This is a genomic window from Plantactinospora sp. WMMB782 (assembly GCF_049179135.1).
Classification (GTDB): Bacteria; Actinomycetota; Actinomycetes; order Mycobacteriales; family Micromonosporaceae; genus Plantactinospora.
On record NZ_JBMHMC010000007.1, the window covers coordinates 5,000,750 to 5,022,455 of the forward strand.

The following is a 21,706-nucleotide window of genomic DNA, read 5'->3' on the forward strand; positions in this document are numbered from 1 at the left end:
GGAACGCCCGTGCGCGTTCCGGTGCCGTCCGGCCTGTGGCGGGCCGGCCCTTCGGCCGGCCGGGATCACCGGACGGTGATCCGCACCACGTCGAAGGCCGGCACCTGGTTGGCGCGGGTCATCATCGGGATCCGGTGCGAGCCGTCGCCGGCCCAGATCGCGCACTGCGCGAGACCCCGCTGGGTCAGGCCCGGCACGGTCACCGTGACGGTGTCCGGCTGCGCGCCGCCGTTGCCGTCCTCGGTGGCCACGAAGAAGGCCGGCACCGGCGCCGGGTCCGGCGCGTTACGGGTGCTGGTCAGCATCCGGCAGGCGGAGTGGAAGTGGCCGCGGACCAGACCCTCGTCGGTGAGGAACGAGCTCTCCTTGTAGTAGCCGCCCTGCGCGGCCGGCAGGAACCGGTCCCGGACCAGGTTGCGGGTGCTGACCTGGAGCGTGAACTGCTGGTTGACCCGGACCGAGTTCGGCGCCCGGGTGATCAGCAGGCTGGGGTTCTGCTCCGGCGCGCCGACCTCGCCGAACGCGGTGCCGACGCAGCGCGGCCCGTTCTGGAAGCCGTCGTGCCCCTGGAGGTCGCTGTCGGAGCAGTCGGCGCCGAGCGGTTCGAGCGCGGCCGGGTTGCCGGGCGCGGGGCTGCCACCGGTGCCCGGGCTCGGGGTGCAGTTCGCGCCGCCGCCGGGGCGACCACGCTGCGCCAGGGTGCCCGGCTCCTGCCCGTCACCGGGGTGCTGGACGGCACCGTGGTCGTGGTACGACCGGGTCTGCGGCTTGGCCGCCGTGCCAGGACCCTCCGCGATCGCCGAGGCGGACGGGTTCGCCGCACCCGGGGCGCTGGTCGCCGGTGCCGGGGCGGTCGGGCAGGGCTTGGACGCCGTGGGCCGGCCGAACCGGTTCCAGGTGCCGGCGTTCGAAACCTGGGTCACGGTGACGATCGCGCCGAACACGCCCAGCGTGGCCAGCACGGCGATCAGGCGCTTGTTGCGTGGTGGTTTGTTCGAGCGCCGCCGTGAGGAGCGGACGGGGGTGTTCTTCACGTGGTGCCACCTCTTCCTTAGAGGGTTCGGTCAGCGAGGTCGGAACTCAGCGGGACCAGGGTCGGTGATGCCGGGGCCACGGGGGCGGCCGGCCGGATCGGGATGCTGGGCGGGCCGGCGCTGCGGCGGGCCCGGAAGCCGGCGATCGGCGCGCCGTCGGCCCGGCGGGGGTCACCGGGCGCGGCGCTGGCCACGGAAAACGGCGAAGTGGACGGACGATCGTAGTCGCCAGGTGGCAACCCGTATATCGTCTCCATCTTCCTGCCTTTCCGAATATTCAGCCGGTAACGGTGCGAAAAAAACCGTACGGAATGCGTTGCCTGGGAGTCAAACCGGAGTAGCGAAGATAGGAGACTCTTGAGGTCCACTTAAAAGGAAATTATGTTTCCGGGGGCGAACCATCGGCGGGGGCGTCGCAGTGGTCGCCGGAGCACGCAACGCCCTGCCGTTGTCGTCCACAGTGGCTGGTCGAGGCCGGGCCGGACAGGCCGCGACGCCGACCCCGAGCAGGGCCGGCGTCACAGCCGGACAGCGACGGTTGCCGCGCGTCGCGTCCGGAATCACGGCGGCGACCGACCGCGCCCACCCTGGCAACGACCGGCCGCCGCGGCTGTGGGGACAACATCCGTGGCGGAACGTTCAGTAACTCAGCGGAGCCTGCTCCTCTTCCTCCCCGTCGGCCGGCGGCGGGGCGACCGGCTTCGGCGTACCGGTCGGCAGGCAGCTCAGGTTCTTGGTGCCGGTCGGGGTCACCACGAACCAGGTACCGCCGACGCCCTGGCCCTTCCACTGCCCGGGCCTCTTGTCGCCGATGTAGCGGTACACCGGCCAGCCGCCGATGGTGATCTGCCTGGTGCCGTCGGGGCGGGCGACCGTACCGACCCTGTCCGCGGCGACGCCCTTGAGTTCCGGCCTGCTGTTGGTGAGCGCCGGCGGCCAGAGCCGGGCGCACTCGCCGGCACAGGTCGTCTTCGGCGGCTTCGCCGAGTCCCGGTCGAAGCGGTAGAGCACGAAGCCCTTGTCGTCGGTGACCACCTGACCCATCCGGGGGACCCGCTTGCCGACCAGGCCGGCGGTCACGTCCACATCGGCCACCTCGACCGGGGTCGGCACGGCGCTGGGTTCGGCGGTCGGCTCGGCGGCCGCGTTCGCCGCCGGCTGCGCGTTGTCGGCGACACTTGTGTTCGGGGTGGTTCCCGCTGGTGCGCAGGCCGTCATCGCGGCCAGGGCCGCGCCGACCAGGACGACGCCGGTGCGCTTCGTCGGTGCCACGTCCCCTCCTTCGCTGGACAGGTTGCCGGGAAGTACGGCCGGCCCGGCCGCCCGGATGAGCCTATTTGCAGTGGACAATTTCACAGCGAAACGTTGAACTTCCCCGCCGTGCGGCACGTACAAATCAGAAGCCGTCCGGCCGCCCGCCGTTTGCGGGCACCGTCGCAACGTCGACGGGTCGACCCGCGAGCCGATTTTCGGCGCACAATTGTTCGAGGAGTGGCGCAGCCGGAACAATGCGTGTCCGGCGGCGCCGGGCCAACAGCCGCAGCAGTGCGGCAGCAGGGGTGGGGCCCACTACCGGTGACCACCGGCCGGCGTGGTCAGGCCGGCACCGTCACCAGCGGCTCGGTCGTACCGTCGTCGTCGATCACCTGCACCTGGATCCGGTCGATGTCGTCCTGACCGGCGAAGGTGGCCGTCTCCAGCATCAGCGGGTTGGGCTGGGCCGCCGTGCCGTACCCGTTCTTGGGCACCTTCCAGCTGGACAGCGCCTCGGTCTGCCCGTTCTTGTGCAGCAGCACCAGCCGGCACCTCTTCGGCCCGGACAGCCCGCTCAGCGAGTACCAGATCCGGGTGCCCCAGGCCGTCGAGCCGAGGACCACCTCCATCTTCACCCCGCTGGCCGGGTCGGTGGCGGTGAACCGCTCGCCGGCCGGGGTGGGCCGGCCGCCGGCTCCCGGGCTGGCGGACGTGCCGGTCCGCGGCGGTTGGGCGGTGGTCGTACCCGGGTCGGCGAACCGGGTCCCGGCGAACAGCGCCAGGCCGGTCAGCATCGCCACCAGCACCACCCCGGCGGCGAGGCTGTAGAGCCGCCGGCTGCGGGCCCGCCGCCGGTCCGCGCCGACCGCCGCCGCGACCCGCTCGAACAGCAGCCCGTCGGACTCGGCGCGCTCGGCGGTCATCAGGTCGCGGCCGTCGACCTCGCCCAGCATGTCCACCACCGGCAACAGCGACTCCAGCTCCAGCCCGCACTGCGGGCAGCTCGCCAGGTGCTCCTCGAAACGCACGGTGTCCCGCTCGTCCAGGACGCCGAGGGCGTACGACGCGACGTCCCAGTGGATCTCGGCGCTCACTCGGTCACCCCCCGCTCCAGCAGGGCCGCCCGGAGCGCCCGGAGCGCGTAGTAGACCCGGGACTTGGCGGTGCCGAGCGGCAGCCCCAGCTCCTCGGCCGCCTCCGGGACGGTGCGTCCCCGGAAGTACGTCGCGACCAGCACCTCCCGGTGCGGCTGGCTCAACGTGCGCAGGGCGTCCGTGATGGTCATCATCCGCAGCACCCGGTCCGTGTCGTCCGACTCGGAGAATCCTTCGAGATCGCGGTCGTACGTCTCGGCGGGCCGGGCCTGTTCGCTGCGGTGGTCGTCGATCACGATCCGTCGGGCGACGGTGACCAACCAGGGACGCAACGACGTCTGGCCGTGGGTGCCGAGCCGGTGTGCGTTGCGCCAGGCGCGCAACAGGGTTTCCTGGACCACGTCCTCGGCGCGCTGCCGGTCACCGCCGGTCAGTCGCAGGACGAACATCAGCAGAGGTTTGGCATGTTCCTCGTAGAGCACTCGAACGAGTTCGTCGGAGTGCCTCGTCTCGGCGGGGGTCGAATTGTGGCGGCCGGCAGCCGGTCGCGGTGTCACCGGCCCATCATTCCGTCCGTTCGGCCGCGCGTCGAGACTTTTCCGGTGCCGAATTGACCGGCGTTGCGAGGTGGCGCACATTCGCCCCGGCATGACCGTGTCGCCATACCATCCGCCGGCTACCGCCTGCATCCCAGCCATACCTCCGCGTCGAAGGCGCGCGTACCCGGCCCCACACCCGAGGCCCGGATCGATCCCGCCGCCCGGATGTACGGATTCCGGGTCGGGCCGGATCAACGCAGCTCGGAGAAGTTGTGCGGGCGGCGGCCGCCCGGTGACGGTTCATCCGCCGATGTCCGACTAGATGGCGATGTCGAAGGGATGCCGGATCCCCGGTCGACGGCGGTGTCGAAGGAGGCTGGCGGCCCGACTAGATGGCGATGTTGAAGCTGCCCGGCGGCGGCGGTGTGGAGGATCGGGCCGCGGCGTCGGCGACCACCCGGGCGCCGTCGGCGAACCGGTCCAGGTCGGCGCCGGCCAGCACCCGGCCGGGAAACCAGTCTCCGGCGGCGCGCCGGAGCAGCTCCGGCACCGGCAGCTCGGCCCGGCTGGCGGCGAGCACCAGGTTGCCGTACCGGCGGCCGCGCAGCACCGCCGAGTCGGCGATCAGGCAGACCTCGGAAAGTACGGCCCGGACGGTGGCGACCTGGGAACGGGCGTACCGCAGCGGCGGGCCGTCGGCCACGTTGACCACGTACACGCCGCCGGGGCGCAACACCCGGGCCGCCTCGGCGGCGAACTCCACCGAGGAGAGGTGCGCCGGGGTGCGGGCCCCGGCGAAGACGTCGGCGACCACGATGTCGTAACTGCCGTCCCGGGCCGTGCCGAGCACCTCCCGGGCGTCGCCGATCCGGACCCGCAGTCGAGGGTCCGCCGGCCAGGGCAGCTTCTCCCGGACCAGGTCGACCAGGCCGGCGTCGATCTCCACCACCCGCTGCGTCGAGCCGGGCCGGGTGGCCGAGAGGTACCGGGGCAGGGTCAGCGCGCCACCGCCCAGGTGCAGTACCCGCAGCGGCTCGCCGGACGGCGCGACGAGGTCGAGCACGATGGCGATCCGGCGGACGTACTCGAACTCCAGGTGGGTCGGGTCGGCGAGGTCGACGTGCGACTGCGGTGCCCCGTCGACGAGCAGGGTGTACGAGTCGGGCCGGTCCGGGTCCGGGCGCAGTTCCGCCAGCCCGGTCGCCACCTTGACCGCCAGCGCGTCGGTCCGCCTCTTCCGCCCCACCGGTGAAGTATCCCCGCCGACCCGCCCGACCAGGTCGGGCGGGTCGGCCGGAAGCGGTGGCGGATCACCGTGCGGCCGGTGGCGGGTCAGCGAGGGAGGTCGGTGACGGGTCACCGGAGAAGGCCGGCGGGTCAGTGGGGGAGGCCGGTGGCGGCTCGGCTGGTGGCCAGGGTGAGGGCACGGTGCAGCAGCCGGCCGTCGCCGAGCCGGGCCCGCAGCCGGCGCTCCAGCCCGGCGATCGGGATCAGGTTCTGCGGTGCCCGGGGGTCCTTGTAGGGGGTGGAGGCGAATTTCGGCAGCGTGGCCAGGGAGAGGTCGGCCAGCTCGATCGCCTGCCGTTCGGCCAGCTCGGCCGAGCACTCGACCCGGACGATTCCGGCCCACGGTCCGCGCCCCGAGCCGGGCAGCCGCAGATACCACGAGTAGCCGCCCCAGGCGGTGCCGAGCCGGAAGACCGGGGAGCGTTCCCGGGCGGCCAGCCCGGTGACCAGCGCGGTGTGCCGGCCGTCCAGGTACTGGCTGTGCTGGGTCTTGATGTAGCCGATGGTGCGCGGCAGTTGCCGCCGGCTGCGCAGCGGGCCGTCCACCACCAGCAGGTCGCCGTCGTCCCGGACCGCACCGGAGACCTTCACCTCCAGCGCGGTCAGCGGCCCCTGGACCGCCGCCGGCAACTTGCTCAGCTCCCCGGTCCCGCTCAACCGGTGTACGGCGTACCGGATCTGCCCGGCGACCACGTCCTGTGCCGACGGGCTGGCGGTGAAGAGCCCCCGCTCCACCTCGGCGCCGGCCAGCTCGGCGGCGCCCCGGCGCAGGTCGCAGCGGACCACCCCGGCGGCGTACGAGGCGGCCAGCCCGGGGAAGGAGCTGCCGTCCGGCTCCTCGGTCCAGACGCTGGCGTCGATCCGGCGTACCCCGTCGACCAGCAGCACCACGTCCGGCGGCTCGACGGTGTCCGGGGCGGCGATCGGCCGCCACTCGTCGGCGGGCAGCTCCACGTCGGTCCGCACCTGTGCGCTGGACGGTGCCGCCGGGCCGCCGGCCGCCTCGAACGAGGCGCCGTAGGCGGGGTCCCAGGCGTCGACGAAGAGCCGGGTGCTCACCGGCCGGTCCGTTCCACCCGGGAGCTGCGGGCGTCCTTGCGTACCTCGAACCGGACCGGGATCCGCTCGGCCAGCGCCGGCACGTGGGTGACCACCCCGACCATCCGGTCGCCCCGGGCGGCGAGATTTTCCAGGGTGGCGGCGACGGTGTCCAGGGTGGCCGCGTCGAGGGTGCCGAAGCCCTCGTCGAGGACGATCGACTCCAGGCTGGCGGTGGTGGTGGAGAGCCCGGCGAGCTGTTCGGAGAGGGCCAGCGCCAGCGCCAGCGACGCCTGGAAGGTCTCGCCGCCGGAGAGCGTCCGGACCGCCCGGCGCAGTCCGGCGTCGTGGTGGTCGACGACGAAGAACTCGCCCTTGTCGTGCGCCAGGTCGTATTGCCCGCCGGTCAGTTCGCGCAGGATCCGGGAGGCGCCGTCGACGAGCATGTCGAGCGCCTCGGCCAGCAGCCAGCGCTCGAAGTTGTTCGCCCGTAGGTGACCGGCCAGCGCCTTGGCGACCCGGGACTCCCGCTCGTGCCCGGCCCGCTGCTCGGTCAGTTCCCGAAGCTGCTCCCGGCGCTCGACCAGCCGCCGGTGCTCGGCGTCGGCCCGCTCGACGGCGACCACCGCCAGCCGTACCGGGTCGGCGTCCGTGCCCGGCCGGTCCAGCCCGACGGCGGTGAAGAGGCCGGCGATCCGCTCGGCGACCGCGTCGACGACGGCGTGTGCGTCGGTCACCGCCGAGGCGGCGTCGGCCCGTCCCGCCCGCCGCTCGTCGGTGGCCCGGGCGGCCCAGTCGGCGAGCCCGGCCCAGGCCGCGGTCACGTCCGTCCGGTCGGCGGCCGGCGGGCCGAGCCGGGCCAGCCCGTCCCGGGCGGCGTCGAAGTCGTGCCATGCGCCGCGCAGCCGCTGCTCGGCCGCGGTCACGCCGGCCTGGGCCCGCCGGGCCGCCTCCCGGGCGGACCGGACCGTCCCGCCGGCCGCCTCGAGGTCGCGGCGCAGTCCGGCGATCCGGTCGAGTTCCCGGCGCAGTGCGGCCGGACCGGGGGAGTCGGCGAGCTGGGCGTCGAGTTCGGCGAGCCGGCCGGTGAGCTGTTCGTGCCGGGCCCGCGCCTGGTGCAGGGTGCGTTCCAGCTCCCGGGCGGCCGCGTCCCGCTGGCCGACCAGCCGGTCGGCGGCGTCGGCGGCGGAGCGGGCGGCCTCGCCGGCCTGCTTGGCGGCGGCCACCGCCGAGCCGGCCGGCAGCTGCGGCACCTCGGTCACCGGCTGGGTGCAGACCGGGCAGGGCGCCCCGGGATGCAGGTGGGCGCGGAGCGCGGCGGCTCGGTCGGCGGTCTGCGCCTCCTGGTAGGCGGTCCGGGCCGCCTCCAGCTCCGCACCGGCCCGCTGCGCCTGCGCGCGGGCTTGGTCCAGCGCGGCCACCGCCGCGGTGTGGTCGGCATCGGCGCCGGCCAGCGCGTCGGCCAGGGTCGCGGCCTCGTCGGCGACCCGCTTCCGGTCGGCGTGCGCCTGCTGGAGCAGCCGCAGTGCCGCCGGGTCGCCGGCACCGGCCAGCTCGCCCCGGAGCTTCTCCTCGCGCTCCTCGGCGACGGTCACCGCCGTGTTGGCCTCGGTCGCCCCGGTCCGGGCCAGCGCCAGCGCCTCGGCGACGGTGCCGAGGTCGCCGGGCGGGCGGACCCGGGCCAGTTCGGCGAGTTCGGCGTCCAGCCCGGCCAGCGCCGCCTCCGCGTCCGTCGCGGCGGCGCGGGCGGCCCGGAGTTCGGGTACGGCCGCGTCCAGCCCGGCGGCCAGCTCCCGCATCGCGTCGACCCGGGCGGCAGCCCCGGCCAGCGCCTCGTCGTCGACCTCGCCGAGCCCGTGCCGCATCCGGTCCACCGCGTCCAGCGCGGCGTCCGCCCGGCCGGCCCGGGCGGTGGCGAGCTTCTGCACCTGCTCGTAGACGCCGAGGCCGAGCAGGTTGACCAGGATCTGCTGCCGGGTGGCCGGCTTGGCGTGCAGGAAGTCGGCGAACTGCCCCTGCGGCAGCAGTACGCAGCTGGTGAACTGCTCGTACGGCAGCCCGACCGCCTCCAGTACCGCGTCGTCCATCTCGGCCGGGGTACCGGCGACCACCTCGCCGAGATCCTCCGGACTCAGCCCGGTGTCCAGCTTCGTCACGTCGAACCCGGGCGGCATCAGTTGCAGCCCGGCGTTGCCGGTCTTGACGTTGCCCCGGCTGTCCCGGCGCACCACCCGGGTCGCCACGTACCGCGCCCCGGCGGACTCGAAGACCAGCCGGACCCGGGCCTCGTTCGCCGAGGGTGCCAGCGCGTTCGCGATGCCCCGGGCGCCACCCCAGCGCGGCACCGTGCCGTAGAGCGCGAAGCAGATCGCGTCGAGCACGCTGGACTTGCCCGAGCCGGTCGGCCCGACCAGGGCGAAGAAGTCCGCGTCGGTGAAGTCGACTGTGGTGGCGTCCCGGAAGGCGGTGAAGCCGGCCAGGTCGAGCCGGAGCGGACGCACTATCGGGTCGCCTCCTCGTCCATCACTTGCTGGCCTCCTCGGTCGCGATCTGGCTGGCCTCGTCGGTCACGATCTGGCTGGCCTCGTCGGTCACGATCTGCTCGCCTCGTCGTAGAGTTCGTCGAAGAGTTCGCGTACCCCGTCGTCGGCCTCGCCCCGGCTGGTCAGGTAGTCGCCGAACAGCTCCCGGGGGGAGCGGCCGGCGCGCCGGGCGGCCCGGGTCGCGCCGGTGTCGGGCAGCATCTCCGGGTCGATCCGCACCTCCAGCGCCCGGGGCAGCAGCTCCTGCACCTCCTCACGCAGCCCGGCTCTCGGCGCCTCCCGGACGTAGACCCGCAGCCACGCCGTCGGGTCGTCGACAGTCGCCAGCTCGGCCAGGGTGCCGCGTACGGTGCGCAGCGGCGCCGCCGCCGTGATCGGCACCTCCCGGACCCGAGCGGCCGTCCGGGTGCCGACCTCGACGATGCTCACCGAGGGGCGGTTCTCCTCCTCGCCGAAGTCGATCGGCAGCGGGCTGCCGCTGTAGCGGATGTGGCACGGGCCGAGCACCTGCTGCGCCCGGTGCAGGTGCCCCAGTGCCACGTAGTGCGCGTTGCCCGGGAAGACCGAGGCAGGTACGGCGTAGTTGAGCACCGTGTGCGCCTCCCGCTCGCCGCCGCCGGTGCGCGCACCGACCACTGTCAGGTGGCCGGTGACCAGGTGCACCCGGTCGGCGGAGTCGAAGCTCTCGGTCAGCCGTCCGAGCACCCGGCCGACGTGGTCGGCGTACGTCTGCACCGCCTCGGCGGCGGTCAGCTCGTACATCTCGACGGCGCGGACCGCGTACCGCTGGGAGAGGAACGGCAGGGCGACCAGCCGCCACGCCTCGCCGTCGGCGGTCGTGCCGTCGATGACGTGTTCGGCCGGGTTGTCCCGCACGCTGCCCCGCAGTGCCACCCCGGCCGCGTCGGCCCACGGGCGCAGCGCGTCCAGCGCCGGGCCGTTGTCGTGGTTGCCGCCGATCGCCACCACCTGTGCGCCGGTGCGGCGCAGCGCGGAGAGTGCCCGGGTGACCAGCCGGGTCGCCTCCGGGGTCGGCGCGGCGGTGTCGTAGAGGTCACCGGCGACGATCACCAGGTCGGGGGACTCGGCCTGGGCGACCTCGACCAGCTGGGCGAGGACGTCCCGGTGCTCGCCGGTCCGGGACTGTCCCTTGAGGACCTTGCCGACGTGCCAGTCGGAGGTGTGCAGGATCTTCACGCCTCACCCGTAACTGTCTAGAAGGGGATGTCGTCGTCGGAGAGGGTGCCGGCCCGGGAGCCGACCACCGCGAACGGGTCGGCTGCCTGGGTGATCGACCGGAGTGTCCCGGTGGGCGCGGTGCCGGCCTCGGAGACCCGGGTCGCCCAGGCCGGGAAGGGGAAGTCCAGGCAGAGCGGCACCGGGATGTCCGGCTGGTTGACGAACATGGTGCCGGGCTTGGCCAGCAGCGCCCGCTGCCGCTGTGCGGCGGGGAGGAAGCCGTACTCCGGGCGGGACGCCTCGGCCGGGTCGAGCCGGCCGACCACCCGGATCGCCGAGTTGGTGACGATCCGCCGCTCGACCTCGCTGGCGGTCTGCTGCGCCCCGATCAGGATCACCCCGAGCGAGCGGCCCCGCTCGGCGATGTCCAGCAGCACCTCCTTGATCGGCGACGACCCCTCCCGCGGGGCGTACTTGTTCAGCTCGTCGAGGACGACGAAGAGCAGCGGCTTGGCGGTGCCGGCCTTCTCCTTGCGCTCGAACTCGGTCTTCAGGGTCACCCCGACCACGAACCGCTGCGCCCGGTCCGGCAAATTGTGCAGGTCGACCACTGTCAGCTGGGCGCTCTCGGCGGTGTTCACGCTGTGCGGCCGGCGGGTGGCCAGATCGCCCCTGATGAGTCTGGCCAGGTCCTTCTTGCTGCCGATCAGCCGCCGCGCGAAGGCGTTGACGGTGCCCATGCTCACCGCGCTGCCGGCCCACTCCGACCGGGTCTCGTCGTCGGTGAGCTGCTCGACGACGTGGTCGACCAGGTCGGGGTAGGAGTGGATCCGCACCCCGTCGACGCTGACACCGCCGTCGGCGGGCTGGGCGTACCGGGCCAGGTGGGCGGCGACCGAGTGCACCACCATCGTGTACTGCTGGCGCTCGTCGTCGGCGTCGGCGAAGACGTACGGCAGCAGCCGGTCGGCGCAGAACTCGGTGAGCGTCCAGTAGAAGCTGTCCACCCCGGCGAGCCGGCTGCTCACGTCCGGGGTGCCGGAGGAGTCACCGGCCCGGGGCGGTGCGTAGACCCGGACGTCCGGGAACGCGCCCGCGTCGAGCCCCAGCTTCGCGTACGTCTCGGTGGTGGCGGCGTCGAGCCGGCTGTTCGGGTGGTCGAGGAAGAGCAGGTCCTCGCCCTTGACGTTGAAGATCAGCGCCTTGGCGTTCACCGCGTCGCCGCCGAGCACACCGGAGCGGAACACCGAGTAGAGCAGGAAGGTGGCGAAGCTGGTCTTGGTGGCCACCCCGGAGATGCCGGAGATCGAGACGTGCGCGCCGCGCGAGCCGTCCAGGAAGTCGGCGTTGAGGAAGACCGGCACGCCGTCCCGGCCGATCCCCATCGGCACCCGGCGCTCCATCCGGTCGAAGTGCAGCGCCGCCGACCGGGCCTCGCCCTCGGCCCGGTGCACCACGGCACCTGGCGACGGCGGCACGTAGAGCTCCGGGTCGACCCGGGTGGTGGTGATCTCGGCAGCCTCCTGCACCATCGCCGGCAGGGTGCCGTCGGCGATGGCGAAGACGTCGGAGTCGAACTGCGCGCCCTCGTGCCGGGCCCGGACCTGGGTGACCACCCCGGCGATGGTGACCGGCTCCCGGTCGGGCAGCTCGCGACGGGTCACCACCACGTCGTCGAGCTGGAGGTAGCTGCCGGGGTTGACGGCGGTCCAGAACTGCAACGGGGTGGCGTCGGCGGTGCCGAGCACCCGGCCGACCACTGCGCCCGGACCCTCTGGTTGACTGTCGGTCACCGTGTCACCCCGATCCGTGTCGCACCGGCCCGTGTCGCCCCGGTCAGGGTGGGAATCTGGTCAAGACACACGAGTCGCATCCTGCCTCACCAGTACGACACCGTGCCACGCGGCGCGGCGGTGCCCGGTCCGGCGAGCGGGCTGACGGTGCGGAAACCGCCGGGCGGCTGCCGGCTTCGTCCCGTGCTCGGGCGTACCCGGCTGGTTTGCGACACGTTAACCTGATCTTGGTGGGCCGCTCCCGGTGTCCGGTTAGCCTCGGTCGCCATGATGACCCTCGATCCGGCACGAGCCGGAGGCAACACGCCGTGCGCGGCGCGGCACCGTCTCCGCCGGAGTGCCGGCAGCCGCCGGAGTCCGGGCACCCCGCCGGGGCGGGACAGCATCCGAGGCGGTCGGCGTGTCCCGGCGTCCGCCGTCGCGCTGCTGCTGGCCGTCACCGTCGGCGCCGGAGCCGCCGCCACCGTCGAGCCGGGACCGGCCGCCGCCGAGCCGGGCCGGGTGCACGTGGCGGAGAACTTCGACGGTGCCGCGCTGCCGGCCGGCTGGCGGGCGGTGGACGGCGGTTGGCAGGTGCGGAACGGCCGGCTGTACGGCACGTCGACCGGCTCCGGGCAGAACAACAAGATCACATTTGGGGCGTACCTGGAGCACTTCCGGTTCGAGGCGACCGTACGCTTCGAGTCCGTGACCGCCAGCACCCGCTGGGCCGCGCTCGGCCTCGACGTACCCGCCACCGGGGCGACGCCGTGGTGGATCGCCACCATGCGCAGCGGCACCACCGCGGCCAACGGGCTGGAGTTCGCCGAGCGCACCACCGGGAACGCCTGGAACGTCACGGACACCGCCGCCGCGCCGACCGCCGCCGGCACCGGCCGGGACGTCCGGGTGGCGATCGAGGTGCACGGCAGCCAGGCCCGGTGGTCCTTCGACGGCCGGGAACTGCTCCGGACCGGCAGCCTGCGCCGCTCGGGCGGCGCCGGGCAGGCGCTCCTCGTCAACGGTGCCACCGTCTCCTTCGACGACGTGCGGATCACCGAGCTGGCCCCGAGCGCCCTGCTCCGGCCGCCGGGCAGCCCGGTCGCGGTGATCGCACACCGGGGCGCCTCGGCGGCGGCGCCGGAGAACACCCTGGTCGCCCAGGAGATCGCCCGGCGCGGCGGCGCCGACTGGATCGAGAACGACGTGCAGCCGAGCAGCGACGGTGTGCCGTTCGTGCTGCACGACGCGACGGTGGACCGCACCACCGACGGCACCGGGGCGGTCCGCGCGCTGACCAGCAGCCGGCTCAGGGCGCTGGACGCCGGCTCCTGGTTCGCCCCGCACTACGCCGGGGTCCGGATGCCGACCCTGGCCGAGCAGCTGGCGGACCTGCGGACCCGGGGCGGCCGGCTGGTACTGGAGATCAAGGGCGCGCACAGCCGGGCCGAGGTCGCCCGGATCGTCTCGGTGGTCCGCGAGCAGCAGATGGCCGACCGGGTACTTGTGCAGAGCTTCGAGGTCGACGTGCTGCGGTACGCCCGCGAACTCGCCCCGGAGCTGCCGCTCGGGCTGCTCCGCAGCACGCTGGACGCCGACCCGGTGGCGGTCGCCGCCGACCTCGGGCTGGCCAGCTACAACCCGTCGGCCGCGGCGCTGCTCACCCGGCCGGCGGTCGTCGCCGGACTGCACCGGGCCGGGATCGCGCTGATGGTCTGGACGGTCGACACCCCGGCCGGCTGGCGGCAGCTCGACGACCTGGGAGTGGACGGGATCATCACCAACCGTCCGGCCGAGCTGGTCGGCTGGAACGCCGCCCGACGGTAGGTGCTGTGCGGTGGAGCCCCGGGCGACGGGCCGGGGCACCACCGCGTCGGCTCACTCCCGGACGTACCGGAGCAGCAGCTCGTCCCCGGCGGCGAGCACGTGCCGCAGCGACATCCCGTGCGGCCTGGTGGTGGGTCCGGCGGTGATCCGGCCGGCGCCCGGACCGGTGAGCATCGGCGCCACGGTCAGGCAGACCTCGTCGACCAGGCCGGCGGCGGTGAGCGAACCGAACAGGTGCGGCCCGCCCTCGCAGAGCAGTTGGTGCTGTCCCCGGCGGTGCAGCTCGGCCAGGCCGGCGGCCAGGTCGACCTGCTCCTCGCCCCGGCGCAGCAGCTCGGCGGCGTCGGCGAGCCCGGCCGGGGCCTCGGCCCGCTCGGTCGTGAGCACGACCGGCCGGACCGGGGCGTCCGCGAAGGCCGCCGACTCCGGGTCGAGGCGCAGCGTCCGGGAGACCACCACAAGCGTCGGGTACTCGGCCAGCCCGTGCTCCCGCCGCCACGCCCGGCGTCGCTCGTCCAGCCGAAGCCCCCGGTACCCCTCGTGCCGCAGCGTCCCGGCGCCGACCAGCAGTACGTCGCAGAGCATCCGGAGCAGTCCGAAGACCCGCTTGTCCGGTCCGCTGGAGAGCCCGGCGGAGTGCCCGTCCAGTTCCACCGCACCGTCGACGCTCGTCACGAAGTTCATCCGCAGGTGTGGCCGGTCGGCGCGCGGATAGAGCGCGACAAGTGCCGGCTCGTCCAGCGGGGTCGTCGTCGGGGCAGGCCGGAGCCGGGTGATTCCGACATTCCCGCTCATTCGCTGGCCGGACCGGTGACCGGAGGGACGGGTGCGGGGGTACGGTGCTGGCAGTCGCACCAGTTGCGGCCCCGGCACTCGTCGTGTCTGTCCTCCCGGCAGGCTCGGCAGATCATGCCGGTAAGCCTATGCCGAGAGGGTGGGAGACGATGCGCCGTCAGATCTTCCAGCTCAAGGTGTCGCTCGCCGACGTCACACCGCCGGTCTGGCGGCGGGTGCTGGTGCCGGGCGGCTACACCCTGGACCGGGTGCACCGGGTCTTCCAGTCCGTACTGGGCTGGCAGAACTGCCACCTGCACTCGTTCGACATCGACGGGGTCCAGTACGGCGTACCGGACCCCGAGGGGGAGTTGACGCTCCGGGACGAGCTGGACACCCGGCTGGACGCGGTGGCGACCAAGGGCGGCCGGTTCCTCTACACCTACGACTTCGGCGACTGGTGGGAGCACGACGTGACCGTCGAGGACGTCTTCGGCGCCGATCCGGAGGAGCGCTATCCGGTCTGTTCCGCCGGGGAGGGGGCCTGCCCGCCCGAGGACGTCGGCGGCCCGTTCGGCTACCGGCAGTTCCTCGCCGCGATGGCCGATCCGGGGCATCCGGAGCACGACTCGTTGCGGGCCTGGCTCGGCCGGCCCTTCGAGCCGTCGGGTTTCGACCCCGGCCGGGCCAGCACCCTGGCCCGCTGGCTCAGCTGACCCGGTCCGGCACCGCCACTCCACCGCTGCACCGTTCCAGCCGCACCACGTCACCGCTGGACCGTTCCATTGCATGGACGCTCCACAGTGAACTCCGGGGTTCCGGACCGGGACCCTGCCCGACGCCGGGTGCGGAACCCGTCCTGCCGCGGGCCCGCGCGGCGGCCGGTCCGGTTACCCGCCGGTCAGCTTCCGCGTTACCTCGGGGATAACGCCCGCTTTGCGGGTGAGTGACCCGGCGCCGACGGTAACGAAATGGGAACGCTCCCAGATGCCCATTGACACCCCCGAAACGTCCCGGCAATCTCATGGGAGCGCTCCCGGGGGTCTGTGGCCCAAGCCACAGCAGCCCCGTCGAGGCGTCGAACCGAATCCCCAACGCACGGCGCCGAGCCATCAGCCCGGCGCCACCCGGCGGGTGGACATACGCACCTTCCCACACCGGGAACGCACCAGCAGCACCGTCGGACACACGAAATCTCCGCCACCACAACACGAGTTAACCCACCTGAGAGGGGTCAGGGATGAGCGTCATCAGGCGCCGGCTCCGCACCGTCGCGGTCGCCGCGCTCGCCGCGGGCGTGGCTCTCGGCAGCACGGCGTGCAGCAAGAGCGACAACGAGGGGTCCTCCGGCGAAGGGGGACAGGTCAAGCTGGTCCTGCAGACCTTCCAGAACTTCGGCTACGACCAGGCGATCAAGGACTTCGAGGCCGCCAACCCGAACATCAAGGTCGAGCACCAGAAGATGGGCGAGTTGCGCGACTTCCAGCCGAAGCTGGTGCAGTGGCTCGCCGCGGGCAGCGGCGCGGGCGACGTGGTCGGGCTCGAAGAGGGTGTCCTGCTGGGTTACGTGCAGAACCACGACAAGTTCGCCAACCTGCTGGAACTCGGGGCCGACGAGCTGAAGTCCAACTTCCCGGAGTGGAAGTGGAACAACGCCCTGACGCCGGACGGCAGCAAGCTGATCGGGCTCGGCACCGACGTCGGCGGCCTGGCCATGTGCTACCGCAAGGACCTGTTCGAGCAGGCCGGCCTGCCGACCGACCGCGAGCAGGTCTCGCAGCGGATCAGCACCTGGCAGGACTACATCGCGCTGGGCAAGGAGTTCAAGGCCAGCGGCAAGGTCAAGGCCGCCTGGCTGGACAGCGCGACCAGCCTGATGCAGCCGCACGTCATGCAGAACTCCGAGACGTTCTTCTTCGACAAGGACAACAAGTTCATCGGTGACACCAACCCGATCGTCAAGCAGACCTGGGACATGGGCCTGCAGATGGCGGCCGACGGCCTGACCGCCAAGGCGCAGCGCTGGAGCGCCGACTGGGACGCCGCCTTCAAGAACTCGGCGTTCGCCACCATCCCCTGCCCGGCCTGGATGACCGAGGGCGTCATCGCGCAGCGGTCCGGCCCGGCGAACTCCGGCAAGTGGGACATCGCCAAGATCCCCGGCGGTGGCGGCAACTGGGGCGGCTCCTACCTCGCGGTGCCGGCGCAGACCAAGCACCCGAAGGAGGCGTTCCAGCTGGCCAAGTACCTGACCAGCAAGGAGGGTCACCTGGCGGCGTTCAAGGAGGCCGGTGCGATGCCGTCGGACATCGCCGGCCTCGAGGACCCGGCCTTCAAGGACAAGACGAGCGAGTACTTCAGCGGCGCCCCGACCGGCCAGATCTTCGGCGAGAGCGTCAAGAACATGAAGCCGGTCTTCCTCGGTGCCAAGCACCAGCAGGTCTGGGAGACCATCGTCGAGCCGCAGATGCAGGCAGCCGAGCGCGGCCAGCTCAGCTCGGACGCCGCCTGGAAGAAGGCGATGGACGAGGCCAAGAAGGCGACCAGCTAGTCGACCGGTGACCTGCCGTGCCCACGGGTGAGGAGCCCGTGGGCCCGGCGCGGTGCCCACACCCGCGCTGGGTGTGGGCACCGCCGCGAGGTCACCGGCCGGTCCACCTCCCCGGAAGGACCCCGCAATGAGCACTGCTGTCGGCGCGGCAACACCACGGCACGCTGCCACGCCACCCACCCCGGAACCGTCGCACCGCCGGCGGTCGTACCGCCTCGGTCGCTGGGACATCAAGTACTCGCCGTACCTCTACGTCGCCCCGTTCTTCATCCTCTTCGGGATCTTCGGCCTCTTCCCGGTCCTCTACACGGTCTACGTCTCCCTCTTCGAGTACGACCTGCTCAGTGGCAGCAAGGAGTACGTCGGGCTGGAGAACTACCGGGTCCTGATGGACGACTCCCAGTTCTGGAACGCCGCCTACAACACGTTCGGCATGTTCGTGCTCAGCACCGTGCCGCAGCTCGTGGTGGCGCTGATGCTGGCCAACCTGCTGAACCGGCAGATGCGGGCCCGCACGCTGTTCCGGATGGGCATCCTGATCCCCAACATCACCTCGGTGGCCGCCGTCGGCATCATCTTCGCGCTGATCTTCGCCGACCGGTACGGCCTGGTGAACTGGCTGCTCGGCACCGTCGGCTTCGACCCGGTCGCCTGGCGGGACAGCCGCTACGCCTCCTGGTTCGCGGTCGCCTTCATGGTCGACTGGCGGTGGACCGGCTACAACGCGCTGATCTACCTGGGTGCGATGCAGGCCATCCCGAAGGACCTCTACGAGTCGGCGGCCCTGGACGGCGCCTCCAGCTGGCGGCAGTTCTGGAAGATCACCGTCCCGCTGATCCGGCCCACCATCCTCTTCACGATCATCATCTCCACCATCGGCGGCCTGCAGATCTTCACCGAGCCCCTGATGTACGGCTTCGGCATGATCCGGGGCGGCGCCTCCAACGAGTTCCAGACGCTGGCGATGTACATCTACGAGCGCACCTTCACCGGCAACTTCGAGTACGGCTCCGGTGCCGCGATGTCCTGGCTGCTCTTCCTGATGATCGTCATCTTCGCGCTGATCAACTTCGCGATGGTCCGCCGCTCGGTCAAGGGGGAGCAGAAGTGACCACCATCCAGACCCTGCCCCGGACGGTGACCCCCGACCCGGCGCCGGCCCGCCGCCGTCGCCGCCGTGGGGCGCCCGGTGCCCAGCTCTGGCAGGCCAGCCCGCTGACCTACCTCGCGCTGATCATCGGCTCGGTGCTCTCGATCTTCCCGATCGTCTGGTCGTTCATCATCGCCTCGCGGGACAACGGCGCCGTCTACGAGATGCCGCCGACCCCGGGTGGCAAGCTCTTCGAGAACATCGACCGGATGCTGGCCAACGAGGACGCCTCGTTCGTCTACGGCCTGATCAACTCGGCGGTGGTCTCCTCGGTGGTGACCATCTCGGTGATCTTCTTCTCCACCCTGGCCGGCTTCGCCTTCGCCAAGCTCAAGTTCCGGGGCAGCAACGCCCTGCTGCTGGTGATCATCCTGACCATGATGGTGCCGACCCAGCTCGGCATCATCCCGCTCTACCTGATGATGGTGGAGCTGGGCTGGACCGGCACCCTCCAGGCGGTCATCGTGCCGTTCCTGGTGCAGGGCTTCGGGGTCTTCATGATGCGTCAGTACGCGACCTCGGCGATCAGCGACGAGTTGATCGAGGCAGCCCGGCTCGACGGCTGCTCCACCTGGCGGGTCTACTGGAACGTCGTCCTCCCGGCACTGCGCCCGGCGGCGGCCGTACTCGGCCTGCTGACCTTCATGCAGACCTGGAACGAGTTCCTCTGGCCGTTCGTCGTGCTCACCCCCGACACGCCGACCGTGCAGTACTCGTTGAAGATCCTTTCGTCCGGCCCGTACCAGACGGATTATGTAGCCCTGTTCGCCGGTACCGCACTGGCGACCCTGCCGCTGCTGATCGTGTTCATCATCTTCGGCCGCCAGATCATCGGCGGCATCATGGAAGGCGCCGTCAAGTCGTGAGCAACTCCGCGAGCCCACAGTCCACGCAACTGCTCGAGGGAGGCGGAGCCGTGGACTTTCCCGCCGGCTTCGTCTGGGGCGCGGCGACCGCGGCGTACCAGATCGAGGGGGCGGTGCACGAGGGCGGTCGAAGCGCATCGATCTGGGACACCTTCAGCCACACCCCCGGCCGGGTCCTGCAGGGGCACACCGGGGACGTCGCCTGCGACCACTACCACCGCTACCGCGACGACGTGAAGCTGATGGCCGAGCTGGGGCTGAAGGCGTACCGGCTCTCGGTCGCCTGGCCCCGGATCCAGCCCGACGGGCACGGGTCCGGCAACTCCGAGGGGCTGGACTTCTACCGGCGACTCACCGACGAGCTGCTGGAGCACGGCATCGAGCCGTGGATCACGCTCTACCACTGGGACCTGCCGCAGGCGATCGAGGACGCCGGCGGCTGGCCGAACCGGGACACCGCCGCCCGGTTCGCCGAGTACGCCGAGCTGACCGTCGCCGCCCTCGGCGACCGGGTCAACCACTGGATCACCCTCAACGAGCCCTGGTGCTCGGCCTTCCTCGGCTACGGCTCCGGCGGGCACGCGCCCGGGCGGACCAACCCGAGGGAGGCGGTCCGGGCGGCGCACCACCTGATGCTCGGGCACGGCCTGGCCACCCAGGCCATCCGGGCGGCCCGGCCGCAGGCCGAGGTCGGGGTGACCCTCAACCTGTACGCGGTCTCCCCGCAGACCTCCTCGGCCGGCGACGCCGACGCGGCCCGCCGGATCGACGGGCTGGCCAACCGGATCTTCCTGGACCCGGTGCTGCGCGGCAGCTACCCGACCGACGTGGTCGCCGACCTGGCCGCGGTGACCGACTTCGGGCACGTCCGGGAGGGCGACCTCGCGACCATCTCCACCCCGATGACGTTCCTCGGCATCAACTACTACAGCCGGCACGTGGTCGCCGCCCCGATCGAGGGCGTCGAGCCGGAGCCGTACTGGCGGGCCCCGTCGACCTGGCCCGGCAGCGAGCAGGTCCGGTTCGTCACCCGGGGTGTCCCGGTGACCGACATGGACTGGGAGATCGACGCACCAGGGCTGGTCGAGACCCTGGAGCGGGTGTACCGGGAATATCCGGAACTGCCGCTCTACATCACCGAGAACGGCTCCGCGTTCGTCGACGAGGTGGTGGACGACCGGATCGACGACGTGGACCGGCTCGGCTACTTCGACGCGCACCTGCGGGCCTGCCACGCCGCGATCAATGCGGGGGTGCCGCTGCGCGGCTACTTCGCCTGGTCACTGCTTGACAACTACGAGTGGGCGTGGGGTTACACCAAGCGCTTCGGCATGGTCTACGTCGACTACGAAACCCAGCGCCGGATCCCCAAGTCGAGCGCCAGGTGGTACTCCGAGGTCATCCGACGTAACGGTTTGGCCGCACAATGAACCTTCGACCTCTGCTCGCGGTCCGGCATGCCCCTGAGTGAAGGTCGGGACGCAGGCGAGGCGCTGTCCAGGTCGAAGAGGGTTCAATAGGCGTGGTCAGCCAGTATTGGGGGTGCCCGGCACCGACCCGCAGCGGGTCGGTGCCGGACATCCGACGTCGGAGGGACAGACGATGACAACCCAGCGCACCCGCTCGCTCGGGCGGCCCACCCTGGACGCGGTCGCCGCCCGCGCCGGAGTGGGGCGGGGCACCGTGTCCCGCGTCGTCAACGGATCACCCCAGGTGAGCCCGGAGGCCCGGGCGGCGGTGCAGCGGGCCATCGCCGAGCTGGGCTACGTGCCGAACCGGGCGGCCCGGGCCCTGGTCACCCAGCGGACCGACTCGGTGGCCCTGGTGGTCTCCGAGTCGGAGGAGCGGGTCTTCGGCGAGCCGTTCTTCGCCGGCATCGTGCGCGGGATCAGCTCCGCGCTGCTGGAGACCCCGATGCAGCTCTGGTTGGCGATGGCACAGTCGCCGGCCGAGCGGGAACGGGTCGAGCACCACCTGACCAACCAGCACGTCGACGGCGTGCTGCTGCTCTCGCTGCACGACGCCGACCCGCTGCCCACCCTGCTGGAGCAGCGCGAGCTGCCGACCGTGCTCGGCGGCCGGCCGGCCAGGATGCTCGGCGACCCGTCCGGGGCGTACTTCGTCGACGTGGACAACGCCGGTGGCGCCCGGCAGGCGGTCGAACACCTCGTCGGGCAGGGCCGCAAGCGGGTGGCGACGATCGCCGGTCCACAGGACATGGGCGTCGGCGTGGCCCGGCTGACCGGCTACCGGGAGGCGGTCCGCGACAGCGGCGGCCTGGTCAGCGAGGGCATGATCGCGTACGGCGACTTCAGCGAGACGAGTGGCGCGGCGGCGATGCGCCGGCTGCTGGACAGCTGTCCCGAACTCGACGCGGTCTTCGTCGCCTCCGACCTGATGGCCTGCGGGGCGCTGCGGGCGCTGCGCGAGGCGGGCCGGCGGGTCCCCGAGGACGTGGCGGTGGTCGGCTTCGAGGACGCCCCGATCGCCCGGCAGACCGAGCCGCCGCTGACCACCGTCTTCCAGCCGATGGAGGAGATGGGGCGGCAGATGGCCCGGCTGCTCGTCTCGCGGATCCGGCGGGAGGAGCGCGACGTGCCGTACGTGCTGCTCGACACCCACCTGGTGCACCGCCAGTCCGGCTGAGCCCGGGGCCCGCCGGGATTCCGGGTCGGCCGCCCAGCCCGGACCGCGACCTGCGGGCCGCCAGCCAGGAGGTCCCCGCCGCCCGCACCGGTCGCCTGTCCGGCCAGATGCGTCGTGGCCGAGCGCCCCGCCCGGCGGTGGTCCGGCGAGGT

17 protein-coding genes are annotated in these 21,706 nt (G+C 72.4%); 7 read left to right on the top strand and 10 right to left on the bottom strand.

The window, feature by feature from the left end; translation table 11 throughout:
• Positions 1-65: 65 nt before the first annotated feature.
• The 9 genes from ACN28A_RS24730 to ACN28A_RS24770 all read right to left on the bottom strand — a co-directional run bounded on the left by ACN28A_RS24730 (position 66) and on the right by ACN28A_RS24770 (position 11,761).
• Positions 66-1,034 (bottom strand): Pecanex-like protein 1, encoded by a 969-nt coding sequence (locus ACN28A_RS24730; protein ID WP_421398537.1) that lies wholly within the window; start codon positions 1,032-1,034, stop codon positions 66-68.
• Between the two features lie 639 nt (positions 1,035-1,673).
• Positions 1,674-2,306: a hypothetical protein gene (locus ACN28A_RS24735; RefSeq protein WP_421398540.1), complete on the bottom strand. Its 633-nt coding sequence runs from the start codon at positions 2,304-2,306 to the stop codon at positions 1,674-1,676.
• 323 nt (positions 2,307-2,629) lie between these two features.
• On the bottom strand, positions 2,630-3,382 hold the full coding sequence (locus tag ACN28A_RS24740) for a zf-HC2 domain-containing protein (protein ID WP_421398542.1): 753 nt from the start codon (positions 3,380-3,382) through the stop codon (positions 2,630-2,632).
• A complete protein-coding gene (locus ACN28A_RS24745; RefSeq protein WP_421398544.1) occupies positions 3,379-4,071 on the bottom strand; it encodes a sigma-70 family RNA polymerase sigma factor in 693 nt (230 codons plus the stop codon). Before ACN28A_RS24745 ends, ACN28A_RS24740 begins: the two co-directional genes overlap by 4 nt.
• 238 nt (positions 4,072-4,309) lie before the next feature.
• Positions 4,310-5,167 (bottom strand): spermidine synthase, encoded by an 858-nt coding sequence (locus ACN28A_RS24750; protein ID WP_421398546.1) that lies wholly within the window; start codon positions 5,165-5,167, stop codon positions 4,310-4,312.
• Between the two features lie 131 nt (positions 5,168-5,298).
• Positions 5,299-6,267 (bottom strand): hypothetical protein, encoded by a 969-nt coding sequence (locus ACN28A_RS24755; protein ID WP_421398548.1) that lies wholly within the window; start codon positions 6,265-6,267, stop codon positions 5,299-5,301.
• Positions 6,264-8,747, bottom strand: coding sequence for an AAA family ATPase (locus ACN28A_RS24760; protein WP_421398550.1), 2,484 nt, complete (start codon positions 8,745-8,747; stop codon positions 6,264-6,266). The genes ACN28A_RS24755 and ACN28A_RS24760 overlap by 4 nt, the downstream gene beginning before the upstream one ends.
• 90 nt (positions 8,748-8,837) lie before the next feature.
• Entirely contained in the window at positions 8,838-9,986 is a 1,149-nt protein-coding gene (locus tag ACN28A_RS24765) for an exonuclease SbcCD subunit D (RefSeq protein ID WP_421398552.1), read from the bottom strand.
• 17 nt (positions 9,987-10,003) lie between these two features.
• Positions 10,004-11,761, bottom strand: coding sequence for an ATP-binding protein (locus ACN28A_RS24770; protein WP_421398554.1), 1,758 nt, complete (start codon positions 11,759-11,761; stop codon positions 10,004-10,006).
• Positions 11,762-12,028: 267 nt separating this feature from the next.
• Here ACN28A_RS24770 and ACN28A_RS24775 point away from each other — a divergent pair, with 267 nt between their 5' ends.
• Complete coding sequence (locus tag ACN28A_RS24775; protein WP_421398557.1) at positions 12,029-13,567, top strand: glycerophosphodiester phosphodiesterase; 1,539 nt, start codon at positions 12,029-12,031, stop codon at positions 13,565-13,567.
• A gap of 51 nt (positions 13,568-13,618) precedes the next feature.
• On the opposite strand, the gene ACN28A_RS24780 is transcribed toward ACN28A_RS24775, so the two are convergent.
• Positions 13,619-14,362, bottom strand: coding sequence for a pyrimidine reductase family protein (locus ACN28A_RS24780; protein ID WP_421398559.1), 744 nt, complete (start codon positions 14,360-14,362; stop codon positions 13,619-13,621).
• Between the two features lie 149 nt (positions 14,363-14,511).
• On the opposite strand from ACN28A_RS24780, the gene ACN28A_RS24785 reads away from it, so the two are divergent.
• The 6 genes from ACN28A_RS24785 (at position 14,512) to ACN28A_RS24810 (ending at position 21,554) form a co-directional block, all read left to right on the top strand.
• Positions 14,512-15,057 carry a plasmid pRiA4b ORF-3 family protein gene (locus ACN28A_RS24785; protein ID WP_421398562.1) on the top strand — a complete coding sequence of 182 codons (546 nt, stop codon included), beginning with the start codon at positions 14,512-14,514 and terminating at the stop codon, positions 15,055-15,057.
• A 524-nt stretch (positions 15,058-15,581) separates the two neighbouring features.
• Positions 15,582-16,892, top strand: coding sequence for an extracellular solute-binding protein (locus ACN28A_RS24790; protein ID WP_421398564.1), 1,311 nt, complete (start codon positions 15,582-15,584; stop codon positions 16,890-16,892).
• A 127-nt stretch (positions 16,893-17,019) separates the two neighbouring features.
• Positions 17,020-18,003: a carbohydrate ABC transporter permease gene (locus ACN28A_RS24795; protein ID WP_278060548.1), complete on the top strand. Its 984-nt coding sequence runs from the start codon at positions 17,020-17,022 to the stop codon at positions 18,001-18,003.
• Positions 18,004-18,029: 26 nt separating this feature from the next.
• The gene (locus ACN28A_RS24800) at positions 18,030-18,908 is read left to right on the top strand and encodes a carbohydrate ABC transporter permease (protein WP_421404636.1); all 879 of its coding nucleotides are present in this window, start codon (positions 18,030-18,032) and stop codon (positions 18,906-18,908) included.
• Positions 18,905-20,338: a GH1 family beta-glucosidase gene (locus tag ACN28A_RS24805; RefSeq protein ID WP_421398566.1), complete on the top strand. Its 1,434-nt coding sequence runs from the start codon at positions 18,905-18,907 to the stop codon at positions 20,336-20,338. Before ACN28A_RS24800 ends, ACN28A_RS24805 begins: the two co-directional genes overlap by 4 nt.
• Positions 20,339-20,510: 172 nt before the next feature.
• Positions 20,511-21,554 carry a LacI family DNA-binding transcriptional regulator gene (locus ACN28A_RS24810; protein WP_421398569.1) on the top strand — a complete coding sequence of 348 codons (1,044 nt, stop codon included), beginning with the start codon at positions 20,511-20,513 and terminating at the stop codon, positions 21,552-21,554.
• The last annotated feature ends 152 nt before the right edge of the window (positions 21,555-21,706 follow it).

What these genes read in the sequence shown, in the direction of transcription:
- ACN28A_RS24745 (WP_421398544.1), bottom strand. Translation starts at nt 4,071, where the DNA reads ATGCAGGCGGTAGCCGGCGGATGGTATGGCGACACGGTCATGCCGGGG.
- ACN28A_RS24775 (WP_421398557.1), top strand. Translation starts at nt 12,029, where the DNA reads ATGATGACCCTCGATCCGGCACGAGCCGGAGGCAACACGCCGTGCGCG.
- ACN28A_RS24780 (WP_421398559.1), bottom strand. Translation starts at nt 14,362, where the DNA reads ATGAGCGGGAATGTCGGAATCACCCGGCTCCGGCCTGCCCCGACGACG.
- ACN28A_RS24785 (WP_421398562.1), top strand. Translation starts at nt 14,512, where the DNA reads ATGCGCCGTCAGATCTTCCAGCTCAAGGTGTCGCTCGCCGACGTCACA.
- ACN28A_RS24790 (WP_421398564.1), top strand. Translation starts at nt 15,582, where the DNA reads ATGAGCGTCATCAGGCGCCGGCTCCGCACCGTCGCGGTCGCCGCGCTC.
- ACN28A_RS24795 (WP_278060548.1), top strand. Translation starts at nt 17,020, where the DNA reads ATGAGCACTGCTGTCGGCGCGGCAACACCACGGCACGCTGCCACGCCA.
- ACN28A_RS24810 (WP_421398569.1), top strand. Translation starts at nt 20,511, where the DNA reads ATGACAACCCAGCGCACCCGCTCGCTCGGGCGGCCCACCCTGGACGCG.